This window comes from Formivibrio sp. oc-25 (assembly GCF_055810895.1).
In genome coordinates this window covers 1-18470 of sequence record NZ_JBVVOL010000018.1, presented here as the reverse complement: position 1 = coordinate 18470, position 18470 = coordinate 1, and the positions used below count along the sequence as shown (strand labels likewise).

17 protein-coding genes are annotated in these 18470 nt (G+C 56.2%); 8 read left to right on the top strand and 9 right to left on the bottom strand.

Going from position 1 to position 18470, the window contains the following annotated elements:
* The first annotated feature begins 22 nt into the window (after nt 1-22).
* The 3 genes from nudB to clsB are packed head-to-tail and all read left to right on the top strand — an operon-like array spanning nt 23 to nt 2407.
* The gene (nudB, locus tag AC0KVQ_RS11950; RefSeq protein WP_473421390.1) at nt 23-466 is read left to right on the top strand and encodes a dihydroneopterin triphosphate diphosphatase; all 444 of its coding nucleotides are present in this window, start codon (nt 23-25) and stop codon (nt 464-466) included.
* Nucleotides 467-476: 10 nt separating this feature from the next.
* Nucleotides 477-1238: an endonuclease/exonuclease/phosphatase family protein gene (locus AC0KVQ_RS11945; protein ID WP_473421389.1), complete on the top strand. Its 762-nt coding sequence runs from the start codon at nt 477-479 to the stop codon at nt 1236-1238.
* Nucleotides 1238-2407 (top strand): cardiolipin synthase ClsB, encoded by a 1170-nt coding sequence (gene clsB, locus AC0KVQ_RS11940; protein WP_473421388.1) that lies wholly within the window; start codon nt 1238-1240, stop codon nt 2405-2407. Before AC0KVQ_RS11945 ends, clsB begins: the two co-directional genes overlap by 1 nt.
* 4 nt (nt 2408-2411) lie before the next feature.
* Here the strand turns inward: clsB and AC0KVQ_RS11935 are convergent, their stop codons facing one another.
* The 8 genes from AC0KVQ_RS11935 to glyA form a co-directional block, all read right to left on the bottom strand.
* Complete coding sequence (locus AC0KVQ_RS11935; protein ID WP_473421387.1) at nt 2412-3128, bottom strand: diguanylate cyclase domain-containing protein; 717 nt, start codon at nt 3126-3128, stop codon at nt 2412-2414.
* Nucleotides 3121-3504 (bottom strand): biofilm regulation phosphoprotein SiaC, encoded by a 384-nt coding sequence (gene siaC, locus AC0KVQ_RS11930; protein ID WP_473421386.1) that lies wholly within the window; start codon nt 3502-3504, stop codon nt 3121-3123. The genes AC0KVQ_RS11935 and siaC overlap by 8 nt, the downstream gene beginning before the upstream one ends.
* Nucleotides 3505-3514: 10 nt before the next feature.
* Nucleotides 3515-4063, bottom strand: a complete 549-nt coding sequence (locus tag AC0KVQ_RS11925) for a SiaB family protein kinase (RefSeq protein WP_473421385.1) — start codon at nt 4061-4063, stop codon at nt 3515-3517.
* Entirely contained in the window at nt 4050-6068 is a 2019-nt protein-coding gene (locus tag AC0KVQ_RS11920; RefSeq protein ID WP_473421384.1) for a SpoIIE family protein phosphatase, read from the bottom strand. The genes AC0KVQ_RS11925 and AC0KVQ_RS11920 overlap by 14 nt, the downstream gene beginning before the upstream one ends.
* Before the next feature lie 183 nt (nt 6069-6251).
* Nucleotides 6252-6854 (bottom strand): riboflavin synthase, encoded by a 603-nt coding sequence (locus tag AC0KVQ_RS11915; protein ID WP_473421383.1) that lies wholly within the window; start codon nt 6852-6854, stop codon nt 6252-6254.
* A 10-nt stretch (nt 6855-6864) separates the two neighbouring features.
* Nucleotides 6865-7983, bottom strand: a complete 1119-nt coding sequence (gene ribD, locus AC0KVQ_RS11910) for a bifunctional diaminohydroxyphosphoribosylaminopyrimidine deaminase/5-amino-6-(5-phosphoribosylamino)uracil reductase RibD (protein WP_473421382.1) — start codon at nt 7981-7983, stop codon at nt 6865-6867.
* Nucleotides 7984-8006: 23 nt separating this feature from the next.
* On the bottom strand, nt 8007-8459 hold the full coding sequence (gene nrdR, locus AC0KVQ_RS11905) for a transcriptional regulator NrdR (RefSeq protein WP_473421381.1): 453 nt from the start codon (nt 8457-8459) through the stop codon (nt 8007-8009).
* A gap of 123 nt (nt 8460-8582) precedes the next feature.
* Nucleotides 8583-9830 (bottom strand): serine hydroxymethyltransferase, encoded by a 1248-nt coding sequence (glyA, locus tag AC0KVQ_RS11900; RefSeq protein WP_473421380.1) that lies wholly within the window; start codon nt 9828-9830, stop codon nt 8583-8585.
* A gap of 316 nt (nt 9831-10146) precedes the next feature.
* Here glyA and uxaC point away from each other — a divergent pair, with 316 nt between their 5' ends.
* Nucleotides 10147-11547, top strand: a complete 1401-nt coding sequence (gene uxaC, locus AC0KVQ_RS11895) for a glucuronate isomerase (protein WP_473421379.1) — start codon at nt 10147-10149, stop codon at nt 11545-11547.
* Between the two features lie 55 nt (nt 11548-11602).
* Here uxaC and AC0KVQ_RS11890 read toward each other — a convergent pair whose 3' ends face one another.
* Nucleotides 11603-13450: a sigma 54-interacting transcriptional regulator gene (locus AC0KVQ_RS11890; RefSeq protein WP_473421378.1), complete on the bottom strand. Its 1848-nt coding sequence runs from the start codon at nt 13448-13450 to the stop codon at nt 11603-11605.
* Between the two features lie 478 nt (nt 13451-13928).
* On the opposite strand from AC0KVQ_RS11890, the gene AC0KVQ_RS11885 reads away from it, so the two are divergent.
* The 4 genes from AC0KVQ_RS11885 (at nt 13929) to AC0KVQ_RS11870 (ending at nt 18035) form a co-directional block, all read left to right on the top strand.
* On the top strand, nt 13929-14936 hold the full coding sequence (locus AC0KVQ_RS11885) for a C4-dicarboxylate TRAP transporter substrate-binding protein (protein WP_473421377.1): 1008 nt from the start codon (nt 13929-13931) through the stop codon (nt 14934-14936).
* Between the two features lie 212 nt (nt 14937-15148).
* Entirely contained in the window at nt 15149-15652 is a 504-nt protein-coding gene (locus AC0KVQ_RS11880; protein ID WP_473421376.1) for a TRAP transporter small permease, read from the top strand.
* Nucleotides 15649-16926, top strand: a complete 1278-nt coding sequence (locus tag AC0KVQ_RS11875; RefSeq protein ID WP_473421375.1) for a TRAP transporter large permease — start codon at nt 15649-15651, stop codon at nt 16924-16926. Before AC0KVQ_RS11880 ends, AC0KVQ_RS11875 begins: the two co-directional genes overlap by 4 nt.
* A 92-nt stretch (nt 16927-17018) precedes the next feature.
* Nucleotides 17019-18035, top strand: coding sequence for a zinc-binding alcohol dehydrogenase family protein (locus AC0KVQ_RS11870; RefSeq protein WP_473421374.1), 1017 nt, complete (start codon nt 17019-17021; stop codon nt 18033-18035).
* Nucleotides 18036-18470 lie beyond the last annotated feature (435 nt).

Below are 18470 nucleotides of genomic sequence, written 5' to 3'. Positions count from 1 at the left end.
ATGAATAACCGGAAGTGCAAGATTGGCCTACAAACAGCCCGTATCGGTACTTGTCATCGTCCATACCCCTGATCTGAAAGTCCTGCTGATGGAGCGCACGGATTTTCCCGATGCCTGGCAATCGGTAACCGGCAGCCGCGAAGACGATGAGCGCATGATTGAAACAGCCTGTCGCGAGCTCCTTGAAGAAACCGGGCTGGATGCACAGCAGCACATTCTGCGGGACTGGGATTATTGTTCCGATTTTGAAATCTACGAGCGCTGGCGCCATCGTTACGCCCCGGGCGTTACCACCAACACCGAGCATGTTTTCAGCCTGGAAGTGCCGGAAACCCTGGCCGTGACGCTGGCTGAACGCGAGCATAGCCGCTACCGCTGGCTGGATTGGCATGTGGCCGCAGAAATGGTGTTTTCGCCCTCGAATGCGGAAGCGATTCGCATGCTGCCGGAGCGTATCGGCCACTGAGGCAAGAATCATGGACAGACGGCTTAGAGTGGCATCGTACAACATCCACAAAGGAGTTTCGACCTTCAACCAGCGCCTGGTCCTGCATGAAGTCCAGCGTGAATTGCACCGGCTCAACCCGGACATCGTATTTCTGCAGGAGGTTCAGGGCGAGCATCAATGGCGTGCCAAGCGCTTTGCGGCCTGGCCGCAGGCCCCCCAGCATGAGTTTCTGGCCGGCGACAGCCTCAAGGCCGCTTACGGCCGCAACGCCAATCACCGCCTCGGCCACCACGGCAATGCCCTGTTGTCGAAATATCCGATCAGCAAAACCGAAAATATCGATCTGACCCTGCACCGGTTCGAACAGCGCGGGCTGTTGCACTGCACGCTTGAAATCGGCGCCTGGGATGTACCGTTGCATGCCCTGTGCGTACATCTGAACCTGCTCGCACGCGACAGGCGCAAGCAGATCAATATGCTGGCCAAATATGTCATGGACAGCATTCCGGCACACGATCCGCTGATTCTCGCGGGCGATTTCAATGACTGGACCCGTGAAGCCACGCATGCACTGAAGCACGAACTGGGACTCGCCGAAGCCTTCGAAACCCTGCATGGTGCCCATGCCCGCAGTTTTCCAGCCCGTCTGCCGCTGTTGCAATTGGACCGGATCTATACGCGCGGCTTCAGCATCGAGCACGCGGAAGTACTGGCCGATGAGCCGTGGGTCGGGCTTTCCGACCATGCGCCGCTGTTTACCGTTATTCACCGACGACGGGAAACCAGCTGATGCCGGGCTTTATCCGGGGCAACCGCCTGCGTCTGCTCTATAACGGGCATGACTATTTCACGGCTCTGCTTGCCGAGATTGCCTCGGCATGCCAGGAAATCTATCTTGAAACCTACCTGTATGAGCTGGATGAGGTCGGGCTGCGTGTGGCCGAGGCACTGATTGCCGCGGCGCAACGCGGCGTGCGGGTACGTCTGCATATCGACGGATTCGGCGCACGCAATTTTCCGAAGTTCTGGCAGGAAAGACTCACCGGCAGCGGTGTGCAATTGCTGTTCTTCCGGCCGGAAATCCGCTCGCGCCTGTTTGATCGTACCCGCTTGCGGCGACTTCATCGCAAGCTGGCGATCATCGACGGGGAAACCGGCTTCATCGGCGGCATCAATATCCTGTCCGATGAAAGTGAACGCATTCCGGGGCTGGCACCGCGTTACGACTATGCCGTCGAGGTGCACGGCCCGCTGGTGCCGCGCATGCATGCCGCCGCCGATCGCATGTGGCGCCAAAGTGCCCTGTTGCAGCTGAAACGGCAATGGCTGCGCAAAAGCCGTCTGCATCCGCACGGGAAAATCGCTGGCAATGTTCCGGCCAAATTCGTGATTCGCGACAACTTCCGGCATCGGCGCAGCATCGAAAACGAATACCTGCAGGCGATCGAATCGGCGCGGCATGAAATCATCATCGCCAATGCCTATTTCCTGCCGGGTTTGCGCTTTCGCCATGCCCTGATCCGAGCAGCCCAGCGCGGCGTGCGTATCGTGTTGATTTTGCAGGGAATGGTTGACCATATCCTGCTGCACTATGCCACGCGCGGCTTCTATCACCAGCTACTGGCCGCCGGCATCGAGATCCATGAATACCACAAGGGTTTCATGCATGCCAAAGTGGCGGTGATTGATGGACACTGGTGCACGGTGGGTTCCAGCAATATTGATCCGCTCAGCCTGCTGCTGGCACGTGAAGCCAATATCGTGGTGCTGGATATGGCATTCGCATCCATCCTGCATGCTGATCTGCGTCACCGGCTTTCTTCTGACACCGTGCAGGTTCGGCTGGAAGATCTGCATCAGCAACATCCGGTACAGCGCTTGCTGCCCTGGATGGCATTCGGTGTTACGCGCCTGTTGATGGCGATATCCGGCTACGGCGGCAGCCGTTATCTTGAATAACTGATCAGGAAGCGCACAGCACCAGACCGTTGCGCCCCATTTCCTTGGCGCGATACATGGCCGCATCGGCCTTGCGGATCACTTCATCGAGCGGTTCGACCTGCTGGCACAGGTAGCAACCGATACTGGCCGTGAGCAAGTGGCTATCCGGAATGGAAGGAACCTCCAGGGTACGCACCATATCCAGCATTTTTTTGGCCACCGATGCGAGTGATTCCGTGGTGCAATCCTGCAGCAACAGCAGGAATTCCTCACCGCCCCAGCGCGCACAACAATCATAAACGCGCAGATTATGGCGCAATGCGCGTCCGAGCTCGACCAGCAACTCGTCTCCCACCTGATGGCCATAGCTGTCATTGACTTGCTTGAAATAGTCCAGATCGAGCAGCAATACACCGAAGGCGCGCTGCTCGCGGTCGAGATGACCCGCCGCCACCTCCAGGCATTCATACATGCCGCGCCGATTGAGCAAGCCCGTCAGCGGGTCCGTGATGGCTTTTTCGCCAAGCTGCTGGTTCAACTCCAGGATCTGCGCCTGCATGCGGTCACTGATGCGGGCAATCTTGTGCAGTTTGCGCTCCAGTCGCTGGTACTGGCGCGCAAGCTGATGCAATTCGTCAAACAAGGGGTGTTCGGCATATTCCTTGGCCAGCGAATCAAGTCGCCGCTGCAGCTGATCATCTTCAGCATCGGTTGCGGGCAGATTTTCCTGTTTATTCATGCTCGAAGCTTTCGATCTCGAAAGGGAAAGTCAGATCTTCCTTGAACTCTTCCGCCGTTTCCAGCGAACGCGGGTTCTTGGCATGATAGCGCCAGTTCACGCGCACCTTGCGCCCCTCCTGGTGTGCATCTTCAAACAGGTCAAAAATATCCATCATGCATTTGACGCTGCCGGTATTGAGATAGACCAGCTCCAGCTTCAGGCTGGCAGGTTGTGAGCTGTCGGCCAGGAAAGTCCGAATCCAGGCAATGACCGGGCGATAGAATTCAAACGTGTTTTCCGGATAACTTTCGCCACGAATCAGCATTTCGCCGTTGAGCGGGTTCAAGTGAATTTCCGGCGTCGAGCCAGTGGCAAGCTGCGTGTAGTTTTCCATTTGTTTTTCCTTATACCACGGCCTTCAAATTGAAAAAAACCGTGTTGCCGTCAACAGGCTGCACCTGGTATTCCAGCGGCACGCTGGTTTTGCGCGCCATATCGATCAGGCCAAGCCCTGCCCCCAGGGCATCTTCCGCACGGGGTTTGCGACGTTCTTCCTTGTATAACGCCTTCAGGCCCGTGGCATCCAGCGTTTGCAAATGATCTATCCTGCTGGTCAACGCCGGCAGATCCGCCACATTGACCAGATTGCCGGATGACACCAGATAGTGATCTGCAACACGTCCAATCAACAGCGTAACCGCATTGAAACGCGCAGCATCGGCACCTTCAGCAATCTTTCGCTGGGCATAATTGCGCACGTTCTGGGTCTGTTCGATGTAGACGGAGAACACATCCATCATTTTGTCCGAGCCCGGCGTTTCATTTTCCAGATAGCGTTTCACGGCCAGACCCAGCTCTTCGATAATGCTGTGGGAAAGCGGCCCATTGAAGCAGATCTGAATATTGGCATCTTCGAATTGTCGTCTCAGCGTCCAGAGGTCAATGCTTTGCATCAGTCGTTCCTTTTATGGAAAACCCCAAAACCGTGATGTCATCACGTTGTGGCAGATCGCCACGGTATTGTTCCAGCACATCGATCAGCCTGGCCTGCTGTTCGGCCAGCGACAGCGAACGATACTGCCGTAAAAATTCGATAAATCTTTCTCGCCCGAAACCGAAACCATCTTTGCCACCCGCCTGATCGAGCAAGCCATCGCTGGCCAGATAACAGTACGCATCTTCTTCCAGTGACAGTACATGCGACTGGATGGCACGCAGCGAGTGCCGGCGCCGATAACCCAGTCCACGGCGTGTTGCCGGAATGATTTCGATATCGTTCTGGCGGCTGACATACAGCGGTACGCCGCAACCTGCATAGGTCAACTGTTTGCCGGACAAGTGGCACAAGCCGATATCCATGCCGTAATTGAGCCCGTCTGCATGCGGATTATGTTGCAGCGTTTCACGCAGCGAAGCATCGATCCGCTCCAGAATTTCCGGCAAGGATTGCTGCTCGGCTTCAGCCAGCACCTGGCGGATCACGGCATGCGCAGTCATGCTCATGAAGGCGCCGGGAATGCCATGCCCGGTGCAATCCACCAGCCCCAGGTAACAGCCTTGTGCAGTCGGATAGAGGAAATAGAAATCGCCGCCCACTACATCGCGCGGCAACCAGATCATCAGGTGCTGATCCAGGTGACGCGCCAGCAGATCGGCTCTGGGCAAAATCGCGGTCTGAATCAGCTTGGCATAGCGAATCGAATCCAGGATCTGCTTGTTGCGCAGCTCCAGCTGCAGATTGGCTTCCTGCAGGGCTGCCGTGCGCTCGGCCACACGGGTTTCGAGTTGCTGGGTATGCTCGCGGATCATGCCGGCCATGCGGGTAAACCCTTCGGCCAGACGGCCCATTTCATCGTTGCCGTCTGCCGCCAGACTCACCTCATAACTGCCAGCCGCCACCCGGCGGGCGGCCCCATCCAGCCGGTCGATCCGGCGCAGCACGACATGATGCAACACCCAGGCAACGCCGATCAGCGACAGGATCAGTGCCACCACCAGTACCGCCACGATCGGCATGAAGGTGCGCATGCTCAGAATACGTTCCGGATCCATCACCGTGACGTTGTACCACTGCATTTCCGGCAGATAGGCAATACCGAACAGTTGCTCGCGTCCATCCAGCGTCAGAAAGAGCGTTCGCACAGCATCCGGGGTTTGCCGCAGTTGCTGCATGGCCGCCTGCAAGGCTTGTCGATCGGCTTCCTTCTGCAACAGATTGAAAATTTCCGAGCGTTGTCCGTCCTGCTTGGCTTTGCTGTTGAAATCGATATAACGCCGATCCGGGTGGGCCTGGATGAAGCTCGCGTCGCTGATCAGGATATTGGTGACACCGGATTGATCCCGTGCGATGAACTGCTCGACAAAACGCGACAGATCGAGACCCGTACCCGCCACACCCAGCAGCTTGCCATCGGGCGCGCGCATGAGGGTGTTGATCCAGACATTGGTGACATTGAGTTCCGGGTTGACATCGACATTCAATTCAAATGGCAACTGGCTGCTGCGAACCGCGAAATACCAGCTGTCTTCCGGCTTTTTGGGGTCCAGTGCGTAGCGCAATTCCTTGCCAGCAAACTGGTTCTTGCGATCGTTGTAGTAATAATGAAGGGAATTTGCGACAACAAAGAAAAAGCTCTTGTCCTGAAATGCCTGGCGATAGCTTTCGAGTTCGGCCAGCGCGGCCTCGCGCAGCGCCGGATTTTGTTCAGCCAGCGTCCAGGCCTTCAGTGCGGGGGAGTCTGCCAGCTTTTGCGCCAGTGCAATCTCGCGCAGAATCGGTGCGCGGATGCGTGCCTGTTCATACTGCAATTGCTTCTCGGCAAAACGTACGCCCAGTGAACGGGCCACATTGCTGCCAACCCAGCTGAACGATAAGACCGTCAACACAGCTGTGCCGAGAAACACCAGCACGATCATCAAAACAAACTTGCCCCGCAGACTTCCCAGCAACAGTGCCATGGCGATACTCGGTTACGGATTGTGCACGTGCAACATCTTGCCAATAAGCATCCATCTCGCCAAGCACTGTGCAAGCTTTCTTGGCCAGAATTTTCATCCGCCAAAGCTTCTTGTTAATTTAATGACGCAGGAGGACAGATATGGATAATTTAAATGAAATCAATCGGATTTTTTGCTGCTTCACTATTTGCCCAGCATGCGCTCGACATAGCGGGCGACCAGATCGATTTCCAGATTGACGCGATCCCCTGCCTGGATCGCGCCCAGCGTGGTCACGCTCAGGGTATGCGGAATGAGATTGATGGAAAACGCGCAACCGCCAGCAACATCCATCACACGGTTGGTAGTGAGCGAAACGCCGTTGACCACAACCGAGCCCTTGGCCGCCAGATAGCGACCAAGCTCTGCAGGCGCGAGGATGACCAATTCACGGTTTTCGCCTATCGGCTCGAACCGGATCACTTCGCCAACACCATCGACATGGCCGGATACCATATGCCCGCCCAGCATGTCTCCGAGTCGCATGGCTTTTTCCAGGTTGACCCGCTTACCGACCTCATCCAGCCCGCAAGTACAACGCAAAGACTCTTCCGAAACATCAATCTGGTACCGGTGTGCATCAAGCAGGCTGACCACAGTCATGCAGGCGCCGTTATGCGCAATGCTGTCACCCAGGCCGACATCAGACATATCCAGCTCCGGGGCATGGACGGTCAGATGTACGCCTCCCGGAAATGCCTCGACGTTTTCAATGGTACCCACTGCCTGAACAATACCTGTAAACATTTCAATCTCCTCAGGGCGCTGCCGTTGCCAGCAGCGTTGCAATAGCTGTAAAGCGCAATGACCATCTCATATCGGGCCCGACTGCCTGTTTTTCCACCTCCAGCGGGCATAATTTATCGGCCAGACTGGTCAGATTCAGCGTTGCAATGCCACGCGCCGGATCACCGATGATGACGGGTGCCTGATAGATGATCCATTCATCCACCAATCCGGCCAGGGCAAAGGCACCCGCCAACTCGGCCCCTGCCTCAACCGTCACTTCATTGCAACCACGCCTGCCCAGTTCATGCAGCAAGGCAGCAAGATCAACCTGACCCGCGTGATCAGGTAGGCAAAGAATCTCGGCGGCGGCCAGCTCCAGTGCCACACGACATTCAGCGCTATCCACTGCACAGACCACGAGTACGCCTGGTGTACGCAATAAGGCGGCATCGACCGGTGTGCGCAAATTGCTATCGAGCACCACCCGCAATGGCTGGCGCTCAACCGCAAAATCACGCACGGTCAGTTGCGGATCATCGGCCAGCACGGTGCCAATGCCTGTGAGCATGGCGCAACTGCGCGCGCGCAGGGTCTGCACATCGGCGCGGGATTCCGGGCTGGTAATCCATTTCGACTGCCCATCCGGCAAAGCCGTGCGGCCATCCAGGCTGCAACCCGTCTTGATTCGCAGCCATGGCCGGCCTCGGGTCATACGGCTGACAAAACCCTTGTTCAACTCAAGCGCTTCGGCTTCGCATAATCCGTTTGCTACGGCGATACCGGCACGCTCCAGCATGGCCAGCCCGCGTCCGGCCACCAGCGGATTGGGATCACGCATCGCCACCACCACGCGGGCAACGCCCGCCGCGACTAGGGCTTCGGCGCACGGTGGCGTGCGGCCATGATGACTGCACGGCTCCAGCGTGACATAAGCCGTCGCCCCGTTGGCCTGACTGCCGGCAGCGCGCAACGCATGCACTTCGGCATGCGGCTCCCCGGCCCGCTCGTGCCAGCCCTCGCCCACGACTTTCCCATCCTTGACCAGCACACAGCCCACGCGCGGATTGGGCGTGGTGGTGTTCAGGCCCTGGGCAGCCAATGCCAGTGCATGCTGCATATGGCGCAAGTCATCTTCAGAAAACGACACTCGCACCTGCGTTGCAGTAGCGGTCATTCCCTGGTGACCTCTCGGATAGCATCACGGAAATCATCCAGATCCTGGAAGGAGCGGTAGACCGAAGCAAATCGCACATAGGCCACCTTGTCGAGCTTGGCCAGCTCCTTCATCACCAGTTCACCGATCTGGCGCGACGGAATTTCGCGCTCGCCCAGCGTCAGCGTCTTTTGCACGATGCGCTCGATCGCCTCGTCGACCAGTTGCGTGGGCACCGGTCGCTTGTGCAGGGCGCGCTGAAAGCTGACCCGGATCTTTTCCTGGTCGAACTCCACGCGCTGGCCGTTTTGTTTGACCACTTGCGGCAAACGCACCTCGGCGGTTTCATAGGTGGTAAAGCGCTTGTCGCAGGCAGTGCAGCGACGGCGACGGCGAATCGCATCGCCTTCATCGGATACGCGCGAATCGACCACCTGGGTATCGGGACAACCACAGAAAGGACACTTCATCAGTCTTGCTCCCTGCCGCAATCCGGCAGCTGAAAAGCCATGCAATACTACAAATGATACAGGGTGGAGCAATGCCCCACCCTGTCTGGTCTTTCATTCTTTACCTGGTTTTACGGGCGCAGTTTACGCACCGTAAACCGGGAAACGTGCCGTCAATGCCTTCACCTTGGCCGCCACGGCTGCGATGTTGGCTTCGTCTTCCGGCTTGTCGAGCACATCGGCGATCAGGTTGGCCACCAGGATGGCTTCTTCTTCCTTGAAGCCACGGCTGGTAATTGCCGGCGAACCGATACGGATGCCGGAAGTCACGAACGGACTTTCCGGATCATTCGGGATCGAGTTCTTGTTAACAGTGATATGCGCCTTGCCCAGTACTGCGTCAGCGGCCTTGCCAGTTAGGCCCTTGGGGCGCAGGTCAACGAGGAATACGTGCGATTCGGTGCGGCCGGAGATGATGCGCAGACCACGCTCGGACAGCGTCTTGGCCATGGCGGCAGCGTTTTTCAGCACCTGTTCGGCGTATTCCTTGAATTCCGGCTGCAGCGCTTCCTTGAAGGCAACAGCCTTGGCTGCGATCACATGCATGAGCGGGCCGCCCTGCAATGCCGGGAAAACGCTGGAATTCAGCTGTTTCTCGTATTCGGCCTTGGCCATGATCACACCACCGCGCGGACCGCGCAGGGTCTTGTGGGTAGTAGAGGTCACGAAGTCGGCATGCGGCACAGGGTTCGGATACAGACCAGCGGCAACCAGGCCGGCATAGTGGGCCATGTCGACCATGAAATAGGCGCCAACCTTCTTGGCAATCTCGGCCATACGGGCCCAGTCAAAACGCAGGGCGTAGGCGGATGCACCACCGATCAGGAGCTTGGGCTTGTGTTCCAGCGCGATACGCTCCATCTCGTCGTAATCGATCTCCTCCTTATCGTTCAGGCCGTAAGGAACGATATTGAACAGCTTGCCCGACAGGTTGGCCGGCGAGCCGTGCGTGAGGTGGCCACCGTGACCGAGGTTCATGCCCATCACGGTATCACCCGGCTTCAGGAAGGCGAAGTACACAGCCTGGTTGGCTTGCGAGCCGGAATGCGGCTGCACGTTGGCGTATTCGGCACCAAACAGTTGCTTCAGGCGATCGATAGCCAGCTGCTCAACCACGTCAACATGCTCGCAACCACCGTAGAAACGCTTGCCCGGGTAGCCTTCAGCATATTTGTTGGTCAGCTGCGAACCCTGCGCTTCCATCACGGCGGCGGAAACATAGTTTTCGGAGGCGATCAGTTCAATGTGATCCTGTTGACGCGTGCATTCCGCAGCAATGGCAGCTGCGAGTTCGGCATCGTAGTTGGCAATAGTCAGCGACTTGGAGAACATGGTGAAAAACTTTCCCGAGCTTTTTGCAAAGTGGGGATTCTACCATGATCGATGAATGACACTCACGGTAGAAATATGCACGCCGGCATGAATCCGGCTCATTCTCTCGTCACCCGCATTTTGGCCGGACCAGTTCAAATCAAGCCAGCGCACTGTATCGATTGACATGCCCCGGACGGCCCATGAGATAATTATCTGGTTTTATTAGCAGACCAGATGCGCATCTTCTGCTCTACCAACCATCATGCTCGAACCTGCTAAACTGGATTTTTCCGGGCTGCACTTGCCACCCCCTGTCAAACCAAGGAGATAACTCATGGCCAAGTCGTTCATGGACGACAATTTCCTGCTGGAAACCGCTACCGCACAGAAGCTCTATCACGAATATGCGGCACCGCAACCGATCATCGATTACCACTGCCATCTACCCCCTGCGCAGATCGCAGAAAACAAGCAGTTCAAGAATATTGCTGAAATCTGGCTGGGTGGCGACCACTACAAGTGGCGCTTCATGCGCAGCTCCGGCGTGGCCGAAGAATTCTGCTCCGGCGATGCGCCGGACCAGGAAAAATTCCGCGCCTTCTGCCGCGTTTTGCCGCTGGGCATTGGCAACCCGCTCTATCACTGGAGCCATCTGGAACTGCGCCGCTATTTCGGCGTGGACCTGATCATCAACGAACAGAATGCCGATGCCATCTGGGAAGCCTGCAATGCCAAAATCGGCCTGCCGGCCCTGTCGGCTCGCGGCCTGATGACCGGTTCCAACGTCAAGGCTGTTTGCACCACCGATGATCCGATCGACGATCTGGCCCATCACGCAGCAGTGAAGCAAAGCGGTTTTGAAGTCAAAGTGTTGCCGACCTTCCGTCCGGACAAGGCCGTGAAGATCGATATCGCCGGTTTTGCTGAATACATCGTCAAGCTGGCTGAAGTCAGCGGCGTGCAGATCAACCGCTTTGCCGATGTCACCAAGGCACTGGGCCTGCGCCTGGATCACTTTGCTGCCAACGGCTGCAAGGTTTCCGACCACGCCATCGACAACGTCTTCTTTGAAGAAGCCAGCGACGCCGAACTCGATGGCATCCTGGCCAAAGCCATGTCGGGCGCTGCACTCAGCCAGCTGGAAGCCGACAAGTACAAGACTGCCGTCATGCTGTACCTGGGTCGCGAATACGCCAAGCGCGGCTGGGCATCGCAGTTGCACATCAGCGCCCAGCGCAACAACAACACGCGCATGTTCAAGAAAATCGGCCCGGATACCGGCTGGGATTCGATCGCGGACGGCCAGGTGGCTGCCAAGCTGTCGCGTTACCTCGATGCGCTCGATAGCGATGACTTGCTACCCAAGACCATCCTCTACACGCTGAACCCGAAGGACAACGAAGTGCTTGGTACCATGCTGGGCAACTTCCAGGACGGCAAGATCGCCGGCAAGATGCAGTTCGGTTCCGGCTGGTGGTTCCTGGACCAGAAGGATGGCATGATCAAGCAGATGACCGCACTGGCCGCACTGGGCAACCTGGGTGCTTTCGTGGGCATGCTGACCGATTCGCGCTCGTTCCTGTCCTACACCCGTCACGAATACTTCCGTCGCATCATGTGCAACCTGCTTGGCAACTGGGTGGAAAACGGCGAATACCCGCAGGATTGGGCTGCGCTCAAGCAGATCGTCGAAGGCATCAGCTACAAGAACGCAGAAGCCTACTTCAAGTTCTGATAGAGACTGCTGCATTGAAATGGCCCGCTTTGATGCGGGCCATTTTTTATCGCTTCTATTCCAGAGCAAGTGCCTTTTTCCTGCGCCACAACGTCACCCGGCTAATGCCGAGCTTTTTGCACACCTCATCGGGCGAATGCGCCGCCAGCAGCCCGCGCAACACATCCGCCTCCATATCCTTCATGGAAACAAAAGGTTTTTGCGCCTCTTGCGAGGGCTTCCTGTCCATCTTGGTTTCCTGTTCGGACAGAATCTCCTGAACATAGATTTCATCAACGCTATCCGGCCCGCAGTAGGCCACCACTTCGGCAATATTCTTGAGCTGGCGAATGTTGCCAGGCCATGAATATGCCTTGAGTACATTCATGGCGGCATCGGTCAACGCAATACTGCGGCCTTCGCGCGCAGCAATCTCGCTGACACACGCCTCAAACAGCAGAGGGATATCCTCCTGCCTGTCACGCAAGGGTGGCAGCCGCAGACCCAGCACATAGATGCGGTAATACAAATCCTCGCGGAATTTGCCCTTTTGCACCAGATCGAACAGATCGCGGTTGGTGGCGGAGATGATGCGCACATCGACCGGAATGATGCGGTCATCGCCGATACGCATGATTTCCTTTTCCTGCAGCACCCGCAGTAGCCGGCTCTGAATATCCGGCGTGAGTTCACCGATTTCATCCAGGAAAATAGTGCCGCCATGCGCCAGCTCGAACAGACCGGGTTTGCCGCCTTTCTTGGCGCCTGTAAAAGCGCCATCGGCATAGCCAAACAGTTCGCTTTCCAGCAGATTGGGCGGCAACGATGCGGTGTTGACCGAAACAAACGGCCCGTTGCGACGCCGGCTGGCATTGTGCACGCTCTGCGCCAGCACCTCCTTGCCCGTTCCTGTTTCGCCATAAATCAGCAGGTTGGAATCATGCGCTGCGTATTTTTTCGCCTTTTCGGTCAGGGACTGCATGACCGGTGATTCACCCAGGATGTCGGTGAAAAACTTTTTGGCATACAAGCCCTTCTGGTAGAGCGACAGACGGATTTTGCGCTCGTGCGTCTGAATGCTGCTGGTTTCCTGGAAAGTGATGACTTCGCCGAAACGCTTGCCATTGAGATCCAGCGGGATGGACTTGGTCAAAACATGGCTGCCATTGATACTGGCAATTTTTTCCTGCCGCCCATGGTAGAGCAGCTCGGCAATCACGCCGTCGTCGAGTTCGCCATTTTTCTGCGGACAAATCTTGCGTGCCACGTTGTTGCAGAAATTGACGCGGTGATCAGGCCCGATGGCGATCACGCCCTCTTCCACGTTATTGATGATCGCCATCAGCTGCGCTGCCTGCAAGCGCTCGCTCTCCTTGGCGCGCACCAGCCGCACTGCCTCTTCCAGCGCATTCTTGATCGACAAGGCGCTGGTGTTCAGACGTTCAGCCACGATGCCGTGTTTCTGCGCCTGCTCAAATCCCAAACGACAGCCAATGATGGCCTCTACGCCGATGGCTTTGAGCGCCAGAATATTGGGTTCGATTTCCTCCTCTTTGACACAGGAGCGGAAATAGACGCTGGTTTCGGCAATGCAAAAATCCCCGGAAGCCCCACCGAAAATATTGGCCCGACCGACAAAGCCGATATTGCGCATCCCCAGACGTGCAAAGCGGCTGATCGCCTCCATGAATTCATCGACGGTCATGGTGACCTGCACCACGCTGACACGGGGCATTTCCTTGATGCGCTCGGCCACCCCGCCGCGACTGACCACCACTTCAATTTCGGGATATCGGCTGACAGTTTCCACGGCATGCGCGTCATCTGTGGTTTCAACCGCCAGCGCAATCCCCATGCCCTCGGCAAGTTTCAGCGCAGTCTCAGCCAATGCGCCAAAGGGTGCCAGAAAAAGTATCGAAGCCATTATTTATCCTTCCCGCTTACCAGGGCGATGCATCGCCCGCACGCCCGACAATCATACATAACACAGTCATACGCGAATCCGACACACCCACAGATTTGGCATATCAGCGAATACCGCTTTCATCCCATCTCACAATAATGGTCATGTTGCTTTCCTCGGCATAGTACACAGCAACTCTCGGCAAATCCACAGGTAGCCGCTAACCACTTCGTTTCAAATTTCATTATTGAAATAAAATAATTTCAAATATGAAATAAATATCAGGATCAAGCTACGGAAAATCGAGATTTTAGAGCTGGCATACCAATTGCTTATACGTAGTCAGGCCAGATTGGTTACCTGAAATGGCCCGAATGAACGCCCGGCACAATCTGATCGCCCGATCTATATTGGCAAAAGCCATCTGACAAGCAGGCCAGATTGGCAAGCAGGTGTTCATCAAAATCTACTCACACTCAATAAGGAAGAGGGAAAAGTTATGCCTAATACCGCAATGAGCAAGCGCACTTTCATCTCCCGCATGTGCCTCACCGGTGTTGCCGCAGCCATGTTGGCTTGTGGCGGCCTGGTTCAGGCTGCCGATGTCGTCAAGATCAAGATCGCTTACGAAAATAACCCGGGTGAACCGCTCGATCTGGCCGTCAAGGAATGGGCGCGCCTGTTCAAGCAAAAAACCAACGGTGCCGGTGAGCTGCAACTGTTCCCGAGCTCGATGCTGGGTTCGAAGAAGGATGTGATCGAGCAAATGAAGCTCGGCAGCAACATCATCACCATCGCCGACGGTGGCTTCTTTGCTGACTACGTTCCTGATTTCGGCATCCTGATGGGGCCGTACCTGGGCAAGGACTACAAGGATATCTTCAAGCTGACCAAGACCGACTGGTTCAAGGATCTGTCGACCAAGCTCGATGCCAAGGGTCTGCATATCGTGACGTCCAACTGGCTGTATGGCGTTCGTCACATGGTGGTGCGCAAGCCGGTCAAGACCCCGGCAGATCTGAAGGGCGTGAAGATTCGCGTGCCGAACAACCGTATCCAGATTGAAGCCATGAAGCAGATGGGCGCCACCCCGACGCCGATGCCGCTGGCTGAAGTGTATCCGGCCCTTACGCAAGGTGCGATCGATGGCGCTGAAAACCCGATCACCGTGCTGTATGGCCTCAAGCACCACGAACCGGCCAAGTACCTGATCAAGACTGGTCACCTCGACAACGTTAGCCAGTGGGTAATTGGTCAATCGTACTTTGCCAAGCTGCCTGCCAACATCCAGAAGGCACTGGTGGATGCCGGTAACGAGGCAGGCGATTTCATGACCAACAGCGTGGCCAAGGCCGAAGCCGACACCATCGAGAAGATGAAGAAGGAAGGCGTGACCGTGGTCGAAGTCGATCGCAACCTGTTCCGCCAAGCTGCTGCAGGCACCTACAAGCAGTTCCCGGAATGGACTCCAGGCCTGTATGAGAAGGTTCAAGGCTATCTGAAGTAAGTCGCTGACGATTGCCAGCCTGTGACGCATTGCAGGTTACGGGCTGGCTTAATCCAGCAGCAGTCTCAAAAAAGAAAATTTACTGGTTACCTTCCGCTTTGTTCTTAGGGCTTGTTCAAAGTCTGTGGCGAAAATCCTTGGCTGGATCTCGCAACAAGACAGCGAACCAGTTTTTGATCTGAGCGGAATGCCTGACCAACGAGGGAAAAAATATGTCAGCCCATACCTTGTTCAAGGTGCTCGACACGCTCGATGACTGGATGGCCAAAGGCTGCATGCTGGCCATCATGGGCATCACCGTTGTTGCTGTATTCATGCGCTATGCGCTGAATGATCCGTTGCAATGGATCGAAGAAATTCTGGTGGCCCTGTTCCTGTGGGCCATCATGCTCGGTGCCGCATCGGCCATGAAGAATCGTGGACATGTATCGATTGATGCGTTCGTGGTCTATCTACCGCGCAAAGTTCAGCATGTCATCCAATTATTCAACGACCTTGTAACGATTGCAGTGCTGATCGCCTTTGCGGTGCTAGGGTACCAACTGGCGATGGGCGCTACCGACAAGATCACCCCGATCCTGCAAATCAGCTACAAGTACATCGATATCGCTGTACCGGTAGGTGCCTGCTGGATGGCACTGCATGTGGTTCGCAATATCTACAAGGATATTCGTGCCATCAAGAACGACTGCAAATCGCACGAGGTGCAACAATGAACGTAGCCATCGCCTGTGGCGTTTTGCTGGCAGGTTTTGCCATCAATCTGCCCGTATTCATCAGTGTTCTGACGGCCATTCTTTCCTATTTCTTTTTGGTCGCCGATGTTTCGCCGATGATCGCGGTACAGCGCGTGATCGGTGCGGGTGAAAATATCACCCTGCTCGCGATCCCGTTCTTCGTGATGTTGGGCCACTTGCTGAACCACACCGGTATTACCCGCCGCATGCTGAAGCTGGCAGAAGTACTGATGGGGCACTTTGCCGGCGGTCTGGCGCACGCCAACGTTTTGCTCAGTACCATGATGGGCGGCATGTCGGCTTCCAACCTGGCCGACTGTGCCATGCTCACCAAGATGCTGGTGCCGGAAATGCAACGCCTTGGCTATAACAAGGCCTACTCCGCTGCGATTACGGCTGCCGGTTCGTTGATCACCCCGATCATCCCGCCAGGTATTGCTCTGATCATCTACGGTTACGTTGCAGATGTATCCATCGGCAAGATGTTCATGGCGGGCGTGATTCCGGGTTTGCTCTGCTGCGTGATGCTGCTGGTTTCAATCGCTATCGTCTCCAAGAAGCGTGGCTACAAGCCCGCCCGCGCCCACGGCCCTACCCTGAAAGAATTCCTGGTTGCATTTAAAGAATGCTTCTGGGGGCTGTTGCTGGTGGTCGTGATCATCGGCGGTATCCGCATGGGCATGTTCACCCCGACCGAAGCCGGTGCCGTGGCCGTTGTCTACGCAATCATCGTCGGCATGTTCGTCTACAAGGAAATGACCTTCAACGACATCAAGGTAGCCTTGCTGGAAACAGTCCGCTCCACTGCTGGCATCATGCTGATCATCATGGCCTGCTCGGCTTTTGCCTGGCTGCTGACCTGGGAACAAGTGGCTCAAAGCGTGGCTGAAGCCCTGATCATGTTCTCGGAAAATCCATGGATGTTCCTGATGATCCTGAACGTCTTCCTGCTGATTCTGGGGATGTTCATCGAAGGCAATGCAGCCATTATCGTACTGGTGCCATTGTTGATGCCGACAGTGCGTCAACTGGGTATCGATCCGATTCACTTCGGTATCGTGATCATCCTTAACTTGGCCATCGGTTGCCTGACACCGCCAATGGGTACCGTGATGTTTATCTCGACCCAGATCACCGGTCTGTCGGTACGGGAATTCGTCAAGGAAATGTGGCCATCATTCTGGGCCTTGATGGCCACCCTCATGCTGGTGACCTTCATTCCGGCGATCTCGACCTTCCTGCCAAATTTCTAACTAACAACAACCTGTAAGAGACTCGGCCATCTCCATTGATGGCCGGCAGGTCTCGCTCAACCTTAAAACATGCACAACAGGAGTCAGCTGCGATGAAATCCGTCCTGCTTCAATCGCCCGGCGACATCAAGATCGCCGAAATTCCCAAAACCGAACGCAAGCCTGGCGAGGTCCTGATCAAGGTCCACAGCATGGGCATCTGCGGTTCCGACATTGGTGCCTACCGCGGCGTCAACCCGCTGGTGACTTACCCGCGCGTGATTGGCCATGAAATCGCTGGCGAAGTGCTGGAACTGCCGGAAAACGAAACCGAACTCAAGGTGGGCGATCGCGTCCTGCTCGAACCGTACGTGTACTGCGGCAAGTGCTACCCCTGCTCGATCGGTCACACCAATTGCTGTGAAAACCTGACCGTGCGCGGTGTGCATATCGAAGGCGGCATGGCCGAATACGTTTCGCACCCGCGTCATCTGATGCACAAGGTGCCGGAAAACCTGCCCTGGCATCTGATCCCGATGGCTGAGCCGCTGGTGATTTCCATGCACGCCATCAAGCAATCCGAAACCAAGGCAGGCCAGCACGTTGCCATTACCGGTGCTGGTCAGATTGGTCTGCTGGCGGCGCAATACGCGCTGGTGATCGGCGCGATTCCTATCGTGATCGACCCGGTGGAAGAACGCCTGGAGTTGTCGCGCAAGCTCGGCGTAACGCACACCATCAATCCGACCGCCGTGGATGTGGTCGAAGAAATCAAGCGCATCACCAGCGGCCGCATGGCTGAAGTGGTAATCGAGGCCTCCGGCGCCGCACCGGCGATTCGTGCCGCGATCGATTATGTTTCGTACGCCGGCCATATCTCGCTGGTGGGCTGGCCCAAGAACGACATTCCGCTGCCGACCGCGCTGTTCACCAAGAAGGAACTCACCATCCGTGGTTCGCGCAACAGCGTCGGCCAGTTCCCGGAAAGCCTGCGTCTGATCGCTGAAGGCAAGGTCAACGTCGCTGCACTCTTGACCAAGACCGTGCCGTTCCTCGATCTGCCGGTGACGGTCAAGGATATTTCCGACCATCCGGACAAATACCTGAAAGTGGTTGGCGTATTCGAGTAACCACGCCATCTGAGTGCGTCTCGACAGAATGGATGGATCACTCAATCCAAAGGCTGTTTCAATAGGCGAGCGAGCCAAAGCAGGTGGCAGGAGGCCGGCGCGCAGGAACCGGAATGTACACGTAAGTACATGAGGATTCCGAGCACCGCGCGACTGCCAGATGCGAAGGTGCAGCCGCCTAGTGAAATAGCCTAACTTGGAGATTGCTTCCCCTTGGCAACTGTCCTCCTCCTCCAGTTGCCCTGGGAAAGCGGTTTTCATCAACGCTTTTTTCTTTTGATCGATAACCTGATTTGAAATTACGGAGAACCCCATGCAGGCACTTACCCGCGAAACCCTGGCCACGCTCAATGTCGAACACGGTCCGCTATCATCAGGCCCGATCAATATTCTGCAGATAGGCGAAGGCAACTTCCTGCGCGGCTTCGTGGACTG